The sequence below is a fragment of the Streptomyces sp. NPDC008001 genome (genome assembly GCF_042958085.1).
Classification (GTDB): Bacteria; Actinomycetota; Actinomycetes; order Streptomycetales; family Streptomycetaceae; genus Streptomyces.
Genome location: NZ_JBIBIZ010000001.1, coordinates 862,920 through 879,289 on the forward strand (window position 1 = coordinate 862,920; position 16,370 = coordinate 879,289).

The window sequence follows — 16,370 nt, forward strand, 5'->3', positions numbered from 1 at the left end:
TGTCCTCGGGATGGGCCGGATGTTCATGGGAAGGGTGGTTCGGCGGGTCACCGGAAGTCTCAGCGCAGCGCTCTGCCCAGCGCCATACGGGACGGTGGCGCACTTGAGCCACTGGCGCAGGTGCGCCACCCGCCGGCCGGGGACGGTACGACCACCTCGCCGACCGCGTCCTGACCTCCTGCGGGCCATGCGCCCACGGCCGCCCGGCCGTTCAGGCGGCGGCTGTCGTCCCGCCCGGCTCCGACGCCGTGTCGATCACCTCGTCGAGGATGTCGCGGGTGCGGAGCAGATCGGCGATCATCCGGTCGATGCGCTGCCGCTCTGCGGCCAGTTCGGCGACCAGGAGCCCGGTCGCCCGTTCCGACGGACCGCCGTCCGGGTCACGCATGCAGGGCAGCAACCGGCCGATCTTCGTGCTGTTGAGGCCCGCGGCGAGGAGCACCTGGATCCGGATGACCCGGTCGACCGCCCACTCGCCGTACTCGCGGTGCCCGCCGGGCGTCCGCTCGGAGGTCAGCAACTGCTGCTTCTCGTAGTAGCGCAGCGATCGCTCGCTCACACCGGTCCGCCGGGCCAGTTCACCGATCCGCACCCCGGCCACCCCCTCCCGCCCGCGACCGGCTGCCCGAGGGCACCGGTCAGGACTTGAATCTGACACTGATGACAACTTCTACCGTACGGGCATGACGAACGCACCCGTAAACACCGGTCTCTTCGCCCCCTTCCGCCTCAGCTCGCTGCACCTGCCGAACCGCCTGGTCATGGCCCCCTTGACGAGGAACCGGGCCGGTGCCGACGGCGTACCGCAGCCGATCATGGCCACCTACTACGCGCAGCGCGCCTCCGCCGGCCTGATCATCGCCGAGGCGGCCACCCCGAACGCCGTGGGACAGACGTACCCGAACATCCCCGCCATCCACCGCCCGGAGCACGTGACCGGTTGGCGTCAGGTCACGGACGCGGTGCACGCCGCGGGCGGCCGGATGTTCCTGCAGCTGCAGCACGGCGGGCGGGTCGGTCACCCGGACAACAGCGGACTGATACCGGTCGCGCCCTCACCGGTCGCGCTTCCGGAGACCATCCACACGCCCGCCGGACGCCGCCCCTCCGTCGTACCCCGCGAGATGACCACCGGCGACATCCGCACCACCGTCGCCGACTTCGCGCAGGCCGCCCGCAACGCCGTGGCGGCGGGCTTCGCCGGAGTGGAGGTGCACGCCGCGAACGGCCTCCTCCTCCACCAGTTCATGGCGCGGAACACCAACCACCGCACGGACGCCTACGGCGGCCCCGTCGCCAACCGCGTCCGCTTCGTTGCCGAGACGGCCCGCGCCGTGGCCGACGCGATCGGCCCGGAGCGGGTCGGCCTGCGGATCTCGCCGGCGAACACCGTCAACGGCATCGACGAGGGCGACACCCACCGCATCTACCCGGCCCTCCTGGACGCCGTCGCGGACATCGGGCTGGTCTACCTGCACGTGGAGTTCGCCGACCCGGACGACCTTCTGTTCCGGCAGCTCCGCGGCAACTGGCCCGGCGTGCTGATCGCCAACCCCGATCTGCGCCGGTCACGAGCGCTGCCCGCCGACGGCGGGCGGAGCGCCGGCGAACGCCTGCTGGCCTCGGGGGCCGACCTGATCTCGCTGGGCCGCGCCTTCATCGCCAACCCCGACCTGGTCGAGCGCCTGCGCACCGGCGCCCCGCTCAACCCGCTGCGCGAGCAGTACTCGATGTACGTGGGCGGAGAGACCGGCTACACCGACTACCCCGCCCTGAGCGCCGCCGAGCACCGGGAGCGGCCCGTCCTCGCCGTCACGGGTGGACGCTCAAGTGCGTGAAGGCGATCGTGTGCCGGATGCCGTCGGCGAGCACGCAGTCGGTCGGCAGGCTGCCGGGCAGCGTCTGGATGGTCTTCTCGGCGACCGACCCCTTGCCGCGCCCGGCGACGACGACGCCGCTGAGCACCGCGGTGTTGACGCCCGCGAGCCGGACGGAGGGGCCGGAGCGGTACGCGATGACGGTCGTGCTGCCGTCCGCGTAGTGCAGGGTCTCCTCCGACCGGTTCCCGGCGAGGAGCAGGCAGTTGCCTCCGGTGGTGCCCTCGGTGTGGTACGTGGCCGTGACGGTGTGCCCCGGGGCGTCCGTGCAGTGGTACGTGCCGTCGACGCTGACGGCCGCGGGGCGGGAGGAGAGACCGAGCCCCGGTCCGTAGGTGATGCTCTCCCGCCCCGTGCAGTCCTCGGCCGCGTGGGCCCGGGCCTCCGGCGCCCCGCCGATGCCCGCCGCGACCAGGGCGAGGGAGGACAGAGCGATCCCGACGCCACGCTTGCCGACCATGGCTACCCCTTTGCTGTGCTTCCTGTCCTGCGCGTGCGCCGGTCATGGCGCGGGTGACGGCCACTTGGCTACCCAGGGCATTCCGGGTTCCACCGTCTTCACCGGGGGCTCCGAAAGCACCGGAGTCCCCGCGCGTCGCTTCGCGCCGCACGACGCGCTCTCGCGCCCGGCCTCAAGCCCTGCCGCACGGGCCGGGCCCGCGTCACCGTGGGCTCCCCGTAGCGAGCAGACGCGGTCACCGGCACGACCGCCCAGGGAGGCCTGATGAGCAACACGAGCCCAGCGCCCCGGGTGGCCTCCGCGGCGGTGGCCGCGCCCCCGCACCGGCACCGTCAGCGGGACATTGCCGCCGTGTTCGCCGAGGCGTTCCTCTCCGCCGGCACGGCCGTACGCCGCCAGTTCACCGGCATCGCCGCCCACACGGGCATCGCCTACCGCAACCTGTCCCTGCCCCTGGCCGAGTACACCCGGCCGCGCACGTTCACCGAGTACAACGAGGTGTGGACCGCCACCGCCCGCCAGGTCGGGCCGGACGCCCTCGAACAGGCCCTGGCGACGGCGGGCGTACGGCCCGGCGACGTCGGTGCCGTCGTCACCACGACCACCACCGGGGTCTCCGTCCCGTCCTTCGACGCCGAACTCGTCCAGCGGGCCGGCCTGCCCCCTCACGTGGCCCGCATGCCGCTGCTCGGTCTCGGCTGCGCGGGAGGCGCCGCGGGGCTGTCGCGGGTGCACGACTACCTCAGAGGCCGGCCCGACGACGTGGCCGTCCTCGTCTCCGTCGAACTGTGCTCGCTGAACTTCCAGTACGCGGACACGTCCGCCGCCAATCTCGTCGCCACCAGCCTGTTCGGCGACGCCGCTGCCGCCGTCGTGGTCCTGGGCGGCCGCCGCGCCGGGGAGGCGGCCGGCCCCGCGCTGGTCGCGACCCGCAGCCGCCTGCACCCGGGGACCGAACACCTCATGGGCATGCGCGTGGGCACCGGCGGCTTCGCCGCCTACCTCTCCCCGGAGGTCCCCGGCTTCGCCGAGAAACACCTCCCCGGTGAGATCCACGACTTCCTCACGGGCCATGGGCTGACCACGGAGGACATCGCCGCCTGGGTCTGCCACCCCGGCGGCCCGAAGATCATGGAAGCCCTGGACCGCGGACTCGGCCTGCCGCCCGGAGCCCTCACCCATTCTCGGGACTCGCTGGCCGAGCACGGCAACATCTCCTCCGCCTCGGTCCTCGACGTCCTCCGCAGAACCCTCACCACCCCACCCACCCCCGGCTCCCCCCGGCCTCCTCCTAGCCCTCGGCCCGGGCCTCACGAGCGAACTGATGCTTCTGGGCTGGTGACGGGGGCTGCCCACCGGCCCGGGGACACCGGCACCAGGACGACCCCAAGGCCATCCCGGCGTTGGGGTGTGGCACCGTTGCCCACCAGGATCTACGCTCGATGATCCGGCCCCGATCCCGTCGTAGGCTCAGAGCGTGGGGATCACTTCTGCCTGGGCGATCAGTGCACACAGCGACTCGGTTATCGACGAGCTCGCACCGCGGGTCGTGCCGCTCATCGCGGCCGAACGCCAGGACAGGCGTGCGCAGAAACGCTGGCGCGCGTGGCACCGTTCACCCTTGCCGGATCACCGCACTTGGTACAGCGCGACAGCCGCGGACGAACCACTTGCCGAGGCTGTCACGTCCTTCCTGCGTCTGACGGCCGGTGGGGAGCACGTCCAGCAGCTGTACGACGGCATGAGCCCTGATGACGATTTCCACCTGGTCCGCGACGTGTGGGAGCGGGACGAGTCTCCGGAACGGATGTTCCTCTCGATCCATTCCAAGGATTACGCACTCTCGTCCTTTTTCCACGCCATCGGCCCTCACCGCGCCGCCCTGATGCCCGGCTGGTGCGGCAACTTCCTGCTGACCGCGGCGGAGGTCCGCAGCACACTGCCCCAAGTCGAACGCGCCCTGTCCTTCACTCGCGAAGAACAGGCCGCGGCCGAGGCGCGGGACTGGCTCGACTACACGCCGGACGAAGAGAGCGTCCTGACCGGCCCTCTGCGTCAATGGCGCCAGGCGGCCGAGGCAGGACTCGGCCTCTGCGGCGTCAGCCTTCTCATCTATTGACCCGTGCGTCGGCGTTCGTTGCCCAAGCAACGCGGCGTCAGCCGCGGCCTGAGCGACTCTTGCAGAGGAACCCGCAGGGCAATTGGGTGACGAGGCGGCGTTGTCAGTGGTGGGTGGCAGGATCCGCCGCATGGACAATTCACGACCCCTCAGCCGCTACACCCCGTCCAGTGATGAGCCTCTCCCGCCGCGCTCGTGGTACGTGCCGGCCAGGGTGCCGCACACCGCCGAGGTCGGCAGAGGACCGGAGACACGCATCCTGCTGACGGGCTGGGAGGTGTGGCCCTCCTCGCTGGGCATTCGGCTGAGCGTCTTCAAGCGCCGGGCCGATGACAACCGCGGTGGCGGCCGGGACGGGCTGCGCTTGAGCCTGTTGTTCTCCGACGGACGGCGCATCAGCACGCTGGAAGACGACTCGCGTTATGCCGACCGCCACAGAAGGGAGCCCAGCCTGGAGCTGCTCGACGGCTCGGCCGGCCTGTTTCATTACGGCCTCGAGCTGTACCTGTCGCAGCTGCCACCCGAGGGGCCGCTCGTCCTGGTCACCGAGTGGCCCGCGATGGACGTCCCGGAAACCCGTACGGAGTTCGACGGCACCACGCTGCGGGCAGCGGCGGCCCAGGCCGTGGAGATCTGGCAGGACCTGCCGCCGTGGCAACCGCGCGAAGGCGAAGAAGGCGGATACGCCTACTTCACCACAGGCCCCGGCGAGATCATGGCGCACCCCGAGCTGCCCCTCTTCCCACCCCCGCCCCCACCGGCCCGGGGCCCCGTCGAGAAGGACCGGGCGGACTGGGACTACATGGGTAAAGAAGGCTGGTCCGACCCTGAGGTGGTACGAGCTCGTCTGGCTGCCGGCGCCAACCCCGATGATTCGGAAGCGTGGCCCCTGCACCGGGCCGCAGCTGCCGGAAGCCCCGAGTCGGTGACGGAGCTGGCGAGACTGGTCGCAGACGTCGACCGGACTGACGAGCAAGGTGAGACAGCTCTGTGGCAAGCCGTGTGCCACGGGGCCGAAGGGAACGCAGCCGCACTCCTGGCCGCCGGGGCGGATGCCTGGACTCCCCGTATCGGGCGTTGGTCACCGGGCCGACTCGCGCTGACCACCCGACTGGCTCCGCTGTTCGCCGCCACCGCACCGGAGCATGCCCGACTCACCCAGGCCGAAATCGCTGCGTTCGAGGCCGCCGACGAGCAGGCCGCGGTCTTCGGCGATGACCTGCACACGGAGGGGATCTCCGTGGCATTCGTTTCGGGAGTCGGCCTGGAGGAGGCCGTTCGCCGGCTCGGCGCCGACCCGGTCGTGCTGGACCAGGATGAGTACGACCCCTATGACGACTGGGATCGCAGCGTCCGGGTGGTGGCCGTGACCGCGGTGCCGGGCGGCTGTGTGCTGGTCCAGCACACCTTTTACGGGACCTCCTCCGACAGCTGGCTGACCGCCCTGACGACCGGCGGCGGCCGGGCGTACGGCCTCTACTTCAACCCCAAGGGCGGCACATTCGGCACCTTGGCCGACAACGGCCGCGTACTCCACTACGAGGAGATCGGCCTACGGCCGGGACACGAGGAGCCGGAAGGTCACTGGGTTCACCGTTTCTGGCTTCGGGACAGCCTGGCGCGGCGCTGGGGCGGCGACGAGCTGGCCTATGCCTGCAACCAGGCAGGTCTGACGATCCGGGACCGGTGCGTGATCACCGGACCCTACGACCGATGGGCTGAGATACCCGAGGAGAGTCCACTGCTTGCATGGTGAGTGCAGAAACCCACCGCTGACGACCCCGGAGGCCGGCAGCGCCCGGGGCCATGGCCGTGGACTCAGCTGTTCTCCGGTTCCCGGCCTGCGAGCAGCCGCGCCGGTGCCACCCGTACCGGCCACCTCGTCTCCTCGCCCGCTACGGCAGTCCGCTCCCCGTGACAGTACGCGTCGCGTACCTGCCCGTAGCCGGGCACCCGCACCGCTGCAAGCAGCCTGCCCCAGGCTGCGGCGTTCGCCTCCACGGCCCGCGCGGCCGTCTCCCGCTCCCGTTCGTCGCGGGCGGCGGCAAGCCGCTCGGCGTAATGCCAGGCGTTCTGCCGCCACAGCACCAGCAGCTCGCGCGCTCCCAGCCGGGCCACCGGGTTCCACCGTCCGTCGGCTACCGCGAGCAGCGGATCGTAGTGGGCCGCAATGTCCGCCACTGCCGACGTGTACGCACGGTCCAGAACCTTTTGTGCGCGGTCGAAGTCTCCCTCGCGGGAGAGACCGTCCCCGGCAGACAACCCCAGCGACGCCAGGACGTACGGCATGTCGCGCTGGATGTGGGCGTTCGCGCCCAGCAGCGCGTCCTGTCCGGCGTTGGTGTCGCCCCCGCGCGCCGCGGTAAAGGCGATGCGCCACGCCTCCGGCACCGCCCGTCCCTCCCGGTCGTCCTCGTACGCGCGCAGATAGGCCTCCACGAAGGCCGCGTTGAGGTCACCGCCCGTCCATGACGGCTCGGCGAAGACCGGGGGCCGCTCCCGCATCGTGTCGGCCAGCGCTTCCTGCACCCGCACGTACAGTGCCGCGAACGGCGCCCGGTGGTCGCAGCCCAACTGCTCCCGGACCGCCGTCAGCGCCCGCTCCCGCACCGCGACGCATTCCATCACCGCCCCCCGGCAGGAGGCCGGTGGCCGCCCGCCCGGCACCGCTGCGCCCGCGGGCAGCCCGCCGCCGGCCCACAGCGCGGCCGTCGCCACTGCCGCTGCACCCGCCCGCACCAGTCCGTTCAGCCGCATGCCGGACACCTTCCGCGCCAGGAGAGGAAACCCGGGGCAACCCCCGGCCCTGCCCAACGACACGGGTCCTGCCGGGCAACGCGCGGGCTGCGGCGGCGGGCGCCCGCGTTCAGGCGTGGTCGGCCAGCTGCGTGTAGCCCTTGACCCGCGCGCAATGGGCGCAGCAGAAGAACATCCCGTCCGTCTCCAGGCCGTGCCCGAGGATGCGGCACCCGCACGCGTCGCAGATCGGCGCGAGCTTGTGGGCGGCGCATTCGAAGCTGTCGAAGACGTGTACGGCTCCCGCGGCCCGCACTTCGAAGGCCATTTCGTAGTCGTTGTCGCAGACCTCGCACACTGCCATGTCGCTCATCCCTCTACTGATTGCCCGGCCGGGACACCGCAGCGGCGCCCCCGGTGCCGCGGCGCTGGGCCGCCAGCATGCAATACCGGCGGCCTCCTGCCCCGGCAGCGCGGGGCAACGCGCCGCCCGCATCGCCCACCGGGACGAACCGGGAAACGGCGGCCGGTTCGGCCCCATCGGATCCCCGAGGCCTCACCCGCCGTCGTCGACGCGCAACCGCACCTGCTCCTCCAGCCGCTCCAGACTGCTCTCCAGCGCTGCGTGCACGGTCTCGGCGCCCGGGTCGTGGCCCTCGTCGAAGAAGGACAGATGCAACGTCACCTCGCTGGCCCCGCTGCCAATCCCGGCCACCTGCAGCCATCCGGCGTAACTGCCGTCCTCACGTGTGCCCCACTCCAGGCGCATCTGCTCCGGCTCGGCACGGAACAGCGCGGGCGCGTCCTGGCCGGTGGCGTCCTCATGCACGGTGACGGCCGGCAGGTCCCCGGCCCGCACGTGCAGCTCCGGCGGCATCCAGCTTTCCAGCCGGTCCACATCACCCGCCTGGTCGAAGACGTGCTCCGGCAGCGCCGGCATCGTGCGGGAACGCTCGTATTCACTCATGGGCCCAACCCATCCTCGCCTCGGTGACCTGCCAGTGCTCCTGCCCGGTGGCAGCGCCCCGGCAGCGCACAACCACCCGTTTGCAAAGCAGGGAGCCGTGAATGCGTCTCATCGGAGCATCGGAGCATCGCCGCGCTTTCGCCCGCGACCAAGCGGCGGGCGGCGTGATCGAAGCGGACCAGCCGCACGGCAGGCTTGGGAGGAAGGCCGAGCTGCGAGCGGAACCTGGACCACAGCGCCTGCGGCTCAATCCGAAGTCCGGCGGCCCGGCAGCAAGAGAGGGGGTAAGCCGCCTCGCCCGGCGGCTTACCCCCTCTTGCCCGTCACCACGCCGCGCGTCGGCGATGCCGCCCGCGGCTCGGTGAAGGCCATGACCTGCACAACGTCAAACGTTCAGCGTCCCGGTCTCACTCGGGAAGGGCTCGGCCCGCACCCTCATGCAGCTATTTCAGACCAGCTCGGGTTGCGGCTGCGGTTGCAGCAGTGGCGCGGCCTTGGGTTCCCACCGCTTGGTGGTCTGTACGTAGCCGTATATCACCGAGCCCATCGCAAGGACGAGAAGAGGTCCGAACGCCCACGGGTGACGGGCCATCTGCATCGGCAGATAGCGATAGGAAACCAAGAGCGCGGTGAAGACCGTCGCGCCGTAGGCGGCCATTTGTATTCCCGACCGGTCCCAGCCGCGTTCGAGCGAGCGCAGTGCTATTTCGATCGTGAGCGTAAACACCACACCGGCGATGATGTCCGTGCCGTAGTGATAGCCGAAGCCCAGGGTCGCGCCGAGGGTGGCAATCAGCCAGAACGCGCCGCCGAATTGCAGAATGCGTGGGCCCTTGCGGGAATGAATGAATATCGCAGTGGCCCACGCCGTGTGCAGGCTGGGCATGCAGTTGCGCGGGGTGATCTCGTTGAACGGCATCTCGTGCGGAGCGCTGAGCGGCGGTGGCGTGCCCGGCCACAGGTCGGCCACCGCCCAGTGCCCGCCGTCCGCGCCGTAGGCGAAGATCGGGCCGACCACCGGGAAGATCATGTAGATGCCCGGCCCGAGGAGGCCGATCACCAGGAAGGTGCGTACCAGGTGGTGGCGCGGGAAGCGGCGTTCGGTGGCGACGTTGCGCAGCTGGTACAGCGCGACGAGGACCGCGGCCACCGCGAGCTGGATGTAGACGTAGTCGAGAATGTGGTCGCCGATCGGGCCGGTGGCCTTGACCATCCGGCCTACCAGCCATGACGGGTCGCCCAGCGCGCGGTCGGCGGTCGCCACGTACTGGTCGAGCACCCCCGGGCGGGTCTTCGCCGTGATGAGCAGCCAGGTGTCGCCGGTCTTGCGGCCGGCCACCAGCAGCAGGCCCAGGCCGATGCCCTTCAGGAGCAGGATGCGTTCCCGGCCGGTGCGGCGCGTGAGGGCGATGACCGCATATCCCAGAACCACCCACAATGCGCCGTTGCCGAACATCATCTTGGCGTCGACCGCCCACCGCACGAGCCAGAAGACGACGTCGATGCCGACTGCGATGCCTGCCGCGATGAACCGTTGCCGCCAGGTGAGCACCACCATCATCAACGCCATGCTGGCGTACAGCAGCGGTCCCGACTTGGGGGCGAATATCACCTCTCGTGCCTGATTGGTGATCGGCCCGCGCATGCCGTAGTGGCGCGCCGTGATCTCCAGCGCGATGAGGAACCCGAGGGTCACCGCACCCGCCACGGACCACAGTATTGTCCGTGGCTCGCGCCATGCGACAGACCTGATTCTATTATTTATCCGCGAAAATACCTGCAATGCGATGGATATCAATTGTTTGGCCGATTTGTTAGACGTCGGTTAAAGGGATCGGTCTTCGTGTGGGACGGCATGGTTTCCGGTGAGGGGTGGACGGTGAAGTTGATCGTTGTGAGGTCGAACATGCTATCGGAGTGGTGTGGGGCTGTTTCGTTGGCCATGGATGGTGCGAAGGCCTGCTGATCCGGACGGGTGGGCCGGTGGAGTCCATGAGGAGCCTGGCACCTGTTGCCGCAGCGCTGCTGTACGACAGGCGAGGGAGAGACAAGTCGTACGCCGCGGGTCATCCGGCTGCCTGACACGTCGTGCGCTGCCGGGGCCCGGATGTGAGCGTGGCAAGTACAGCGTTGGAGCCGAGTACCGGAGGAGGCGATCGTCGTGGCCGGACCGACCTCGACGGGTGGCCTCACGTGCGGCCTGGTCATTCCACTCGCTCGCGCCGCGCCGCAAGCAGCAGCTCACGGCGGTGCGCGCCGGACAGAAGATCATGGTGCTGCACCCGCTCCCACCGGCGCCCGCCGGACCCGCCGCGCCTGCGGCACGAAGAGCCGCGGCAGCGAGGCGCGGCTCGTCGAATCCCCCCGCACCCTCTCCCACCATGGCCTCGGAGGCACCGCATGCCCGAGCACCACCCCGGTCCGGGCCGCCCGCATCCCCCCACAGCGGCGGCCGTCGTCCTCTCCCTGCTGACCGTACTCACCCTGCTCGTCGCCCTTCCCGGAACCGCCACCGCGGCCGACGGGTCCCACAGCCGTCCGCCCCATCCCGAGGAGGACTGGATGGGCTCGACCGTCCGCGCCCACGAGGGCGAGCAGGTCCCGGCCGCCAAGGGCTCCCAGCTGCCCGGCCTCGCCCTGTCGGGCTCCACGGTCGAAGGCGTGGACGTCAGCAGCCACAACGGCAACGTTTCCTGGTCCAAGCTCTGGAAGAGCGGGATCCGGTTCGCCTACGCGAAGGCGACCGAGGGCACCAGCTACACCAACCCCTACTTCGCCCAGCAGTACAACGGCCCGTACGACGCGGGGATGATCCGGGGGGCGTACCACTTCGCGCTGCCGGGCAACTCCGGTGGCGCCGCACAGGCCGACTACTTCGTCCGCCACGGCGGGGACTGGTCGGACGACGGCTGGACCCTCCCGGGCGTGCTCGACATGGAGTACAACCCCTACGGCAGCCCCTGCTACGGGCTGAGCACGGGCCGGATGATCGACTGGATCGAGGACTTCCTCGACGCCTACCGGGGCCACACCGGGCGGGACGCGACGATCTACACCTCGACCGGGTGGTGGAAGAAGTGCACCGGCAACTACGGCGGATTCGGCAAGTACAACCCGCTGTGGGTTCCGCGCTACGGCTCCTCCTCCGGTGAGCTCCCGAACGGCTGGGACTTCTACACCGTATGGCAGCACACGAGCACCGGGCCCACCGTCGGTGACCACGACCGCTTCAACGGCTCCTACCGCAGGCTGGAGGCGCTCGCCTACGGCTGACCGGGGCCGGTGCGGCCCCTGGGTGAGTGGCACCGTCTTACCGGCCCGGCGGCATGCCCGCCTCGCCGGCCAGGACGCCTCTGGTCGCTTCGTCGTGGCAAGAAGCGTGAACTGGCCCGATAAGCCCACAAAGCACTCTTTAGAGGTGAACTTATGGACGGGTGCTAGTCGGCGTTGACAAGTCGCGCTGTCATATGACTGCCCTCCCCGGAGGGGGCCGGATGATCCGGCCATCTGCTCGTCGCACCCCACGACGGGAAGGCAGGACTATGAGCAGACTCAAGTTCGCGACCACGGCATCGGCCCTGACACTGGCCGTATCGGGGTTCCTCGGCGCCGCCGCCGCTACGGCCCAGGCGGATGCCGCGTACGACAACATCGGCATGTACAAGCAGGAGAAGACCCAGTGGTGCTGGGTGGCCTCCGGCCTGACGATCGCCAAGTTCCACGGCTACGGCTCCACGCAGACCGACTTCTGCACCCGGGCCAATCCGGCCTACGGCTGCAACAACCAGCCGGCCACGCTCGACGACATGGCCCGGGGCTGGGGCAGCCTCGGCATGTCCCACACGGGCACGGGCCTGAGCCGGGCGGCCACCTTCAGCGAGGTCCAGACCGAGGTCCGGGGCCCGCGGCCCGTCGGAGCGCGCATCGGCTGGACCTCCGGCGGCGGGCACATGAACGTCGTCTACGGCTACGACACGTCGAACAACACCATCGGCGTGGGCGACCCCTGGCCGGACACGGCCACCTACACGTGGTGGAACTACAACGACTACGTGAGCAACAGCTCGTTCAAGTGGACCCACTCCCGGATCGGCATCTCCGGCTAGGAGAGTGACATGCGCGACCAAAGAACGTCCACCACGCGGCGGGCCGCTCGCTTCTCCCGCCTCCCCGTCACCGTCGCACTCGGCGTGTCCGCGCTGCTGGCCGTGGCCGGTCCGCCCGCCGCGGCCAAGGGCCCGGCCGACCTCCCCAACCTCCAAGCGGCCCTCGACGCGCTGAAGTCGACCGCCACCCGCGACGCCGTCTGCCGCTTCCTCACCGCGCCGGTCCCGAACGGATCGACCGGCGCAGCGGTGACGATCCCCGCCAAGACCGACCCGTGCGAGGGGGTGCCGGCCTTCACCATCAAGGACCCGGTGGCCCTGAACGAGATCGCGCCGGCCTTCGTCACGGGCACCGCCCAGCCCACGCTCGCCGACGCGCTCAAACTCGCCTACGCGGTTGCCGGGGTGACCACCTCCGGCGGACGCACCGCCACCGTCATGCTCGCCCCCACCGGCACCACCGGCTGGCACCTGGCCGCCGTCCGCGAAGGTGACACGGACGCCACTTTCGCCGGCAAGGCCGACCTCACGGCGACGGTGTTCTCCGAGCCGCAGATCCGCGGCTTCTACCAGCTCAAGCTCACCACCGTCGAGCCGCTGAACGACGCCGCCCGGCAGGGGCTGAACGGTCAGGCGTCGGTGTCGCTCGCCGACTACCAGAAGCTCGTCAAGGCGCGTTACGCCGACAAGCAGCCCGGGTCGGAGTACGACACCAAGGGCTTCTCCAGCGGCCTCGGCACCGGCCGTCCGCCGTCCTCGCCGTCCACGACCCCGCTGATCATCGGCGGCTCGGGCACAGCGCTCGCCCTCGCCGGCGGTGCGGTCGTCCTCCGCCGGCGCAAGCGGGCACAGTCCGGCTGACACGCACGATCACGCGTACACCCCCCACTTCGCCCCGGTCTCCAGCTATCCATGGCCAGGCCGGGGCGAAGTCACATGCACAGCCGTACGCAACGCGCACCGCCACCGGGCACACCCCACCCGCACCCGTCTCCTGCCCGAGCCGGAGGACCCTCGCCAGGTGACCGGGCGTCCGCCGGGCCGGGGCCGGGACGTCTTCGTCCGCCGTGGCCGTGAGGAGGTCGCCGATGCGCTCGTTGCGATCGGCGACGAGCCGGGCGGCGCGGACGAGGAGTTCGGCGGCCGCAGCGCATCGAGGGGCTCGTTCTGCAGGGACGCGAACATCCACAGCAGGCTCGTGCACGCGGCTTTGGGCGTGACCAGGTACAGCACCTTCCAGTGCGGTAGCACGATCGCATGCGTCTCGGGCAGCGGTGGTGGCACGGTCACGCGCTCCCTCCTCCGCGGTGTCGGTGGCGGTCCTGCGACGGCTGTCGGCGGCGCTCGGCTTTCGCGAGGACGTCACCGCCGTACATCCGGTGGACCTGGGCGGAGGTTGGCGACGCCCAGGGCCGGCCCTGCGGCGCCGACAAGAGCGCGGTGCGCGGCCGAGTGGTTTTCGGGCAGCGCCGTCCGGCCTTGGGCAGGCGGAAACCTGCTCTGCCGTTCGAGTGAACGTGGTGGGCGGGTTCTTCGGGCCGAACACCGCCTGGCCTGACACCGCCCCGGCGGCCGTCACCGCCCGCCCCCGCCGCGTCCTTTCGATGCCGAAGCTCACGGAGGGGTCCGGCCCGGGGCACCGGGTAGTACCGGAGGGGAGGCGAGTGCTGTGGCTGCTGATCACGGGCCGGAGGCGGCGCGGGGGGATTTCTGGGCGAGGGGATGGGCCGCCTACGAGCGGCGCCATCCGTCGGATTCACTGGTCATCGGGGAGGTGCTGCTCTGCTCGGGGATCCCGCCGACCCGTGAGGACCTGCGGAGGATGGTGACGGCGGTCGGTGCGATGGTTCCGGTGTCCGCGGGGGCGGGGCCCGGGCCGGCCGAGGATCCCGACCGCTATTTCCACGAGGCGAGTGCCGGCGCGGGAAAGGGGGAGCAGAGCCTGCGCGCGGTGCTGAGTCTGCTGGCGGTCGCGCCGTTGCCGCCGGCGGGTGCTGACATGTGGCTGGTGCGGGGGCACGAGCCCGGTGCGTTCGCCCTGGTGCTGAGGGCTCATCACTTGGTGGCCGACGGAGTGGGGGCGAGCGGGATCGTCTCCCGCGTCGCCGGGGACTTGAGTGGTGCCGGGACTCCCTCCGCGGAGGTCCGGCCGCCGGAACCGGAACGGGACGCCGGGAGGCCGCCCGGCGGACCGGCGGAGCTGCTGGGAGGCGTGCGGGCGGTCCTCCTGCTGACCGACTTCGTCCTCGGTGTCCCGCCCGCCGCACCGGTGGCGCCGGTGCCCCACCGGGCCCGGACCGGCGCGCCGCGGCACATGTGGGCGTACGCACGCGCCGCGCAGTTACGTCGTGCTGGAGCCGCATTCGGCGCCAGTGTCAATGACGTCTATCTGGCGTGCCTGGCAGGGGCGTTGCGGGCGTGGTACGGGGAGCGGGGCGGCCGGCCGCGGGGTGCGGTGATGGCCGTGATGCCGGTCACCATCCGCGCCGCTGAGGAGGGGCTGTCCGCGGGCAACCGGTTCGTGGGGGCCAGGGTCCGGTTGCCGGTCGGCGAGCCGGACCCCGTGCGCCGGCTCGCGGCCGTGGCGGCGCGGACCAGCACGGCCCGGCGGTGGGCGTCCCGCGCGGAGGCCGAGGCCCTCCTGCGCCGCTGCCCGGAGGCTCTGGCTTCCTGGGTGCTCCGGCGCAGCATCCATCCCCGGTTGTGTTCCCTGCTGGCCACGAGCGTGCCGGGGCCGCCGGGAGGGCTGCGGATGTCCGGCTGGCGGGTGGACCACGTGGTTCCGTTGTCGTTCCTGCCCGCCGGGCACGCCGTGGCGGCGGTGCACATGGACTACGGCGGCGAGGTGTGCGTGTCGTTCACCGCGGACCGGTCCCTGCCGGAGGCCGGGGACCTGCCGGGCCTGTGGCTGGCGGCGCTCCGTGAAGTGTGTGCGGCGGCCGGCCTGGCCCGCTGACCGGCAGGACGGCGCCTCGGGACCCCGGGAATCAGTCCCGGCCGGGGGCGAGCCCTCGTGCGAGGTAGCCGGCATCGACCGGCGGGGGATCGGGCGGGACTCCGGGACAACTCAGCAGGTGGGTGCGGTCGTAGGTGCGCCGAAGGGCGGCGTACCCCAGCAGGTCGCCGTGCGTCTGCCGTACGTGTGTCTCCAGGGAGGTCGGGTCGGGGACGGCCGGAGTCAGCTCCACGACCAGTCCGGGGTGGCTCGACTCGAAGGCCCGCGCGATGGTGGTGGTGGGCGTGTTGACCGGGTGGGTGACGTGGACGGTGAGGACACCGGGGGAGCGGTGGGCGGCCGCGGCGCCGATCATGGCGCGGACGGCGTGGTCGGCCGGCACCAGGTTGAGCGATCCGCCGGGCGGGGCGGGGAAGCGGAAGCGCAGCACTCCGGCGACCCGCCCCCCGGCGAGGGACCGGTCACTTGCCGGGGTCCTCGCGCGGAGGGCTTCGCGTACGAACCGGGCGAGCGTGCCGAAGGGGTGCTGCGCGAGCCCGTCGGGCACGAACCGGTCCTCGACGACCACGCTGGGGCGGATGACGGTGACGGTGCGGCCGTGCGCGGAGGACCAGTGGCGGACGATCCGTTCGGCGGTGAACTTGCTCTCCTCGTACGGAGTGTGGAAGCCGGCCCGCTCGCACAGGTCGCTTTCCAGGACGTGCCCGGCCGTGCGGCGCCCCGCCACGAAGGCGGTGCTCAGGTGGATCACGTGGGCGTCCGGAGCGTGATCGGCGAACTGCAGGACCCCACGCGTGCCCAGGACGTTGGCCCGGTGGATGGTCAGGGGGTCGCCGTACTGGGCGGTCGAAGCCGCACAATGCCACACGGTGGACAGGCCCTCGGTGGCGAGTGCCAGTTCGCCGGCGCTCAGGCCGAGTCCCGGCCGGGACACGTCCACTTGCAGGCAGTGGATCCGGCCGAAGGCGTCGGGGGGCAGGGCGCCGGGGACGTCGAGCCATTCCACGGCCTTGCGGATCCGTTCGCCGAGCACGGCGGGGGTGTCGCGTCCGAGGAGGACGAGGGGCTCCCCGCCTGTTTCGGACAGCAGACGGTGCAGGATCCGGCTGCCAAGGAAGCCGGTGGCGCCGGTGATGGCAATCGTCACGG

At 71.2% G+C, this 16,370-nt stretch carries 15 protein-coding genes and 1 pseudogene; 8 read left to right on the plus strand and 8 right to left on the minus strand.

Features of this window, described 5'->3' with window-relative positions; genetic code table 11:
• Positions 1-211: 211 nt before the first annotated feature.
• On the minus strand, positions 212-592 hold the full coding sequence (locus ACFZCD_RS03325) for a MerR family transcriptional regulator (RefSeq protein ID WP_391827343.1): 381 nt from the start codon (positions 590-592) through the stop codon (positions 212-214).
• Positions 593-683: 91 nt separating this feature from the next.
• On the opposite strand from ACFZCD_RS03325, the gene ACFZCD_RS03330 reads away from it, so the two are divergent.
• Positions 684-1,838, plus strand: a complete 1,155-nt coding sequence (locus ACFZCD_RS03330) for an alkene reductase (protein WP_391827345.1) — start codon at positions 684-686, stop codon at positions 1,836-1,838.
• On the opposite strand, the gene ACFZCD_RS03335 is transcribed toward ACFZCD_RS03330, so the two are convergent.
• Complete coding sequence (locus ACFZCD_RS03335) at positions 1,813-2,337, minus strand: hypothetical protein (RefSeq protein WP_391827347.1); 525 nt, start codon at positions 2,335-2,337, stop codon at positions 1,813-1,815. The two genes, ACFZCD_RS03330 and ACFZCD_RS03335, sit on opposite strands and share 26 nt — an antisense overlap.
• Before the next feature lie 264 nt (positions 2,338-2,601).
• Here ACFZCD_RS03335 and ACFZCD_RS03340 point away from each other — a divergent pair, with 264 nt between their 5' ends.
• From ACFZCD_RS03340 to ACFZCD_RS03350, 3 genes are all read left to right on the plus strand, one after another.
• Complete coding sequence (locus ACFZCD_RS03340; protein ID WP_391827349.1) at positions 2,602-3,783, plus strand: type III polyketide synthase; 1,182 nt, start codon at positions 2,602-2,604, stop codon at positions 3,781-3,783.
• 31 nt (positions 3,784-3,814) lie between these two features.
• Positions 3,815-4,456 carry a hypothetical protein gene (locus ACFZCD_RS03345; protein ID WP_391827351.1) on the plus strand — a complete coding sequence of 214 codons (642 nt, stop codon included), beginning with the start codon at positions 3,815-3,817 and terminating at the stop codon, positions 4,454-4,456.
• A 130-nt stretch (positions 4,457-4,586) separates the two neighbouring features.
• Positions 4,587-6,212: an ankyrin repeat domain-containing protein gene (locus ACFZCD_RS03350; RefSeq protein ID WP_391827353.1), complete on the plus strand. Its 1,626-nt coding sequence runs from the start codon at positions 4,587-4,589 to the stop codon at positions 6,210-6,212.
• 62 nt (positions 6,213-6,274) lie between these two features.
• Here ACFZCD_RS03350 and ACFZCD_RS03355 read toward each other — a convergent pair whose 3' ends face one another.
• From ACFZCD_RS03355 to ACFZCD_RS03375, 5 genes and pseudogenes are all read right to left on the minus strand, one after another.
• Complete coding sequence (locus ACFZCD_RS03355) at positions 6,275-7,213, minus strand: DUF5995 family protein (RefSeq protein ID WP_391827355.1); 939 nt, start codon at positions 7,211-7,213, stop codon at positions 6,275-6,277.
• A gap of 109 nt (positions 7,214-7,322) precedes the next feature.
• Positions 7,323-7,556 (minus strand): hypothetical protein, encoded by a 234-nt coding sequence (locus tag ACFZCD_RS03360; protein ID WP_391827945.1) that lies wholly within the window; start codon positions 7,554-7,556, stop codon positions 7,323-7,325.
• Between the two features lie 192 nt (positions 7,557-7,748).
• Positions 7,749-8,159, minus strand: coding sequence for an SRPBCC family protein (locus tag ACFZCD_RS03365; RefSeq protein WP_391827357.1), 411 nt, complete (start codon positions 8,157-8,159; stop codon positions 7,749-7,751).
• Positions 8,156-8,395 (minus strand): annotated as a pseudogene (locus tag ACFZCD_RS03370) (hypothetical protein); the annotation flags it as partial. The pseudogene ACFZCD_RS03370 and the gene ACFZCD_RS03365, both read right to left, overlap by 4 nt.
• A gap of 212 nt (positions 8,396-8,607) precedes the next feature.
• Positions 8,608-9,879, minus strand: a complete 1,272-nt coding sequence (locus ACFZCD_RS03375) for a phosphatase PAP2 family protein (protein ID WP_391827946.1) — start codon at positions 9,877-9,879, stop codon at positions 8,608-8,610.
• Positions 9,880-10,559: 680 nt separating this feature from the next.
• Here ACFZCD_RS03375 and ACFZCD_RS03380 point away from each other — a divergent pair.
• The 4 genes from ACFZCD_RS03380 (at position 10,560) to ACFZCD_RS03395 (ending at position 15,221) form a co-directional block, all read left to right on the plus strand.
• Positions 10,560-11,432 carry a lysozyme gene (locus ACFZCD_RS03380; RefSeq protein WP_391827359.1) on the plus strand — a complete coding sequence of 291 codons (873 nt, stop codon included), beginning with the start codon at positions 10,560-10,562 and terminating at the stop codon, positions 11,430-11,432.
• 269 nt (positions 11,433-11,701) lie between these two features.
• On the plus strand, positions 11,702-12,265 hold the full coding sequence (locus ACFZCD_RS03385; protein WP_391827361.1) for a papain-like cysteine protease family protein: 564 nt from the start codon (positions 11,702-11,704) through the stop codon (positions 12,263-12,265).
• Positions 12,266-12,274: 9 nt separating this feature from the next.
• Positions 12,275-13,126 (plus strand): hypothetical protein, encoded by an 852-nt coding sequence (locus ACFZCD_RS03390; RefSeq protein WP_391827362.1) that lies wholly within the window; start codon positions 12,275-12,277, stop codon positions 13,124-13,126.
• Positions 13,127-13,934: 808 nt separating this feature from the next.
• The gene (locus ACFZCD_RS03395; protein ID WP_391827364.1) at positions 13,935-15,221 is read left to right on the plus strand and encodes a WS/DGAT domain-containing protein; all 1,287 of its coding nucleotides are present in this window, start codon (positions 13,935-13,937) and stop codon (positions 15,219-15,221) included.
• Positions 15,222-15,252: 31 nt separating this feature from the next.
• On the opposite strand, the gene ACFZCD_RS03400 is transcribed toward ACFZCD_RS03395, so the two are convergent.
• A complete protein-coding gene (locus tag ACFZCD_RS03400) occupies positions 15,253-16,368 on the minus strand; it encodes an SDR family oxidoreductase (RefSeq protein ID WP_391827366.1) in 1,116 nt (371 codons plus the stop codon).
• Positions 16,369-16,370: the final 2 nt, after the last annotated feature.

Excerpts from the sequence above, each read along its gene's own strand:
- ACFZCD_RS03360 (WP_391827945.1), bottom strand. The coding sequence starts at position 7,556 with ATGGCAGTGTGCGAGGTCTGCGACAACGACTACGAAATGGCCTTCGAA.
- ACFZCD_RS03355 (WP_391827355.1), bottom strand. The coding sequence starts at position 7,213 with ATGCGGCTGAACGGACTGGTGCGGGCGGGTGCAGCGGCAGTGGCGACG.
- ACFZCD_RS03365 (WP_391827357.1), bottom strand. The coding sequence starts at position 8,159 with ATGAGTGAATACGAGCGTTCCCGCACGATGCCGGCGCTGCCGGAGCAC.
- ACFZCD_RS03380 (WP_391827359.1), top strand. The coding sequence starts at position 10,560 with ATGCCCGAGCACCACCCCGGTCCGGGCCGCCCGCATCCCCCCACAGCG.
- ACFZCD_RS03390 (WP_391827362.1), top strand. The coding sequence starts at position 12,275 with ATGCGCGACCAAAGAACGTCCACCACGCGGCGGGCCGCTCGCTTCTCC.
- ACFZCD_RS03385 (WP_391827361.1), top strand. The coding sequence starts at position 11,702 with ATGAGCAGACTCAAGTTCGCGACCACGGCATCGGCCCTGACACTGGCC.
- ACFZCD_RS03330 (WP_391827345.1), top strand. The coding sequence starts at position 684 with ATGACGAACGCACCCGTAAACACCGGTCTCTTCGCCCCCTTCCGCCTC.
- ACFZCD_RS03335 (WP_391827347.1), bottom strand. The coding sequence starts at position 2,337 with ATGGTCGGCAAGCGTGGCGTCGGGATCGCTCTGTCCTCCCTCGCCCTG.
- ACFZCD_RS03340 (WP_391827349.1), top strand. The coding sequence starts at position 2,602 with ATGAGCAACACGAGCCCAGCGCCCCGGGTGGCCTCCGCGGCGGTGGCC.
- ACFZCD_RS03350 (WP_391827353.1), top strand. The coding sequence starts at position 4,587 with ATGGACAATTCACGACCCCTCAGCCGCTACACCCCGTCCAGTGATGAG.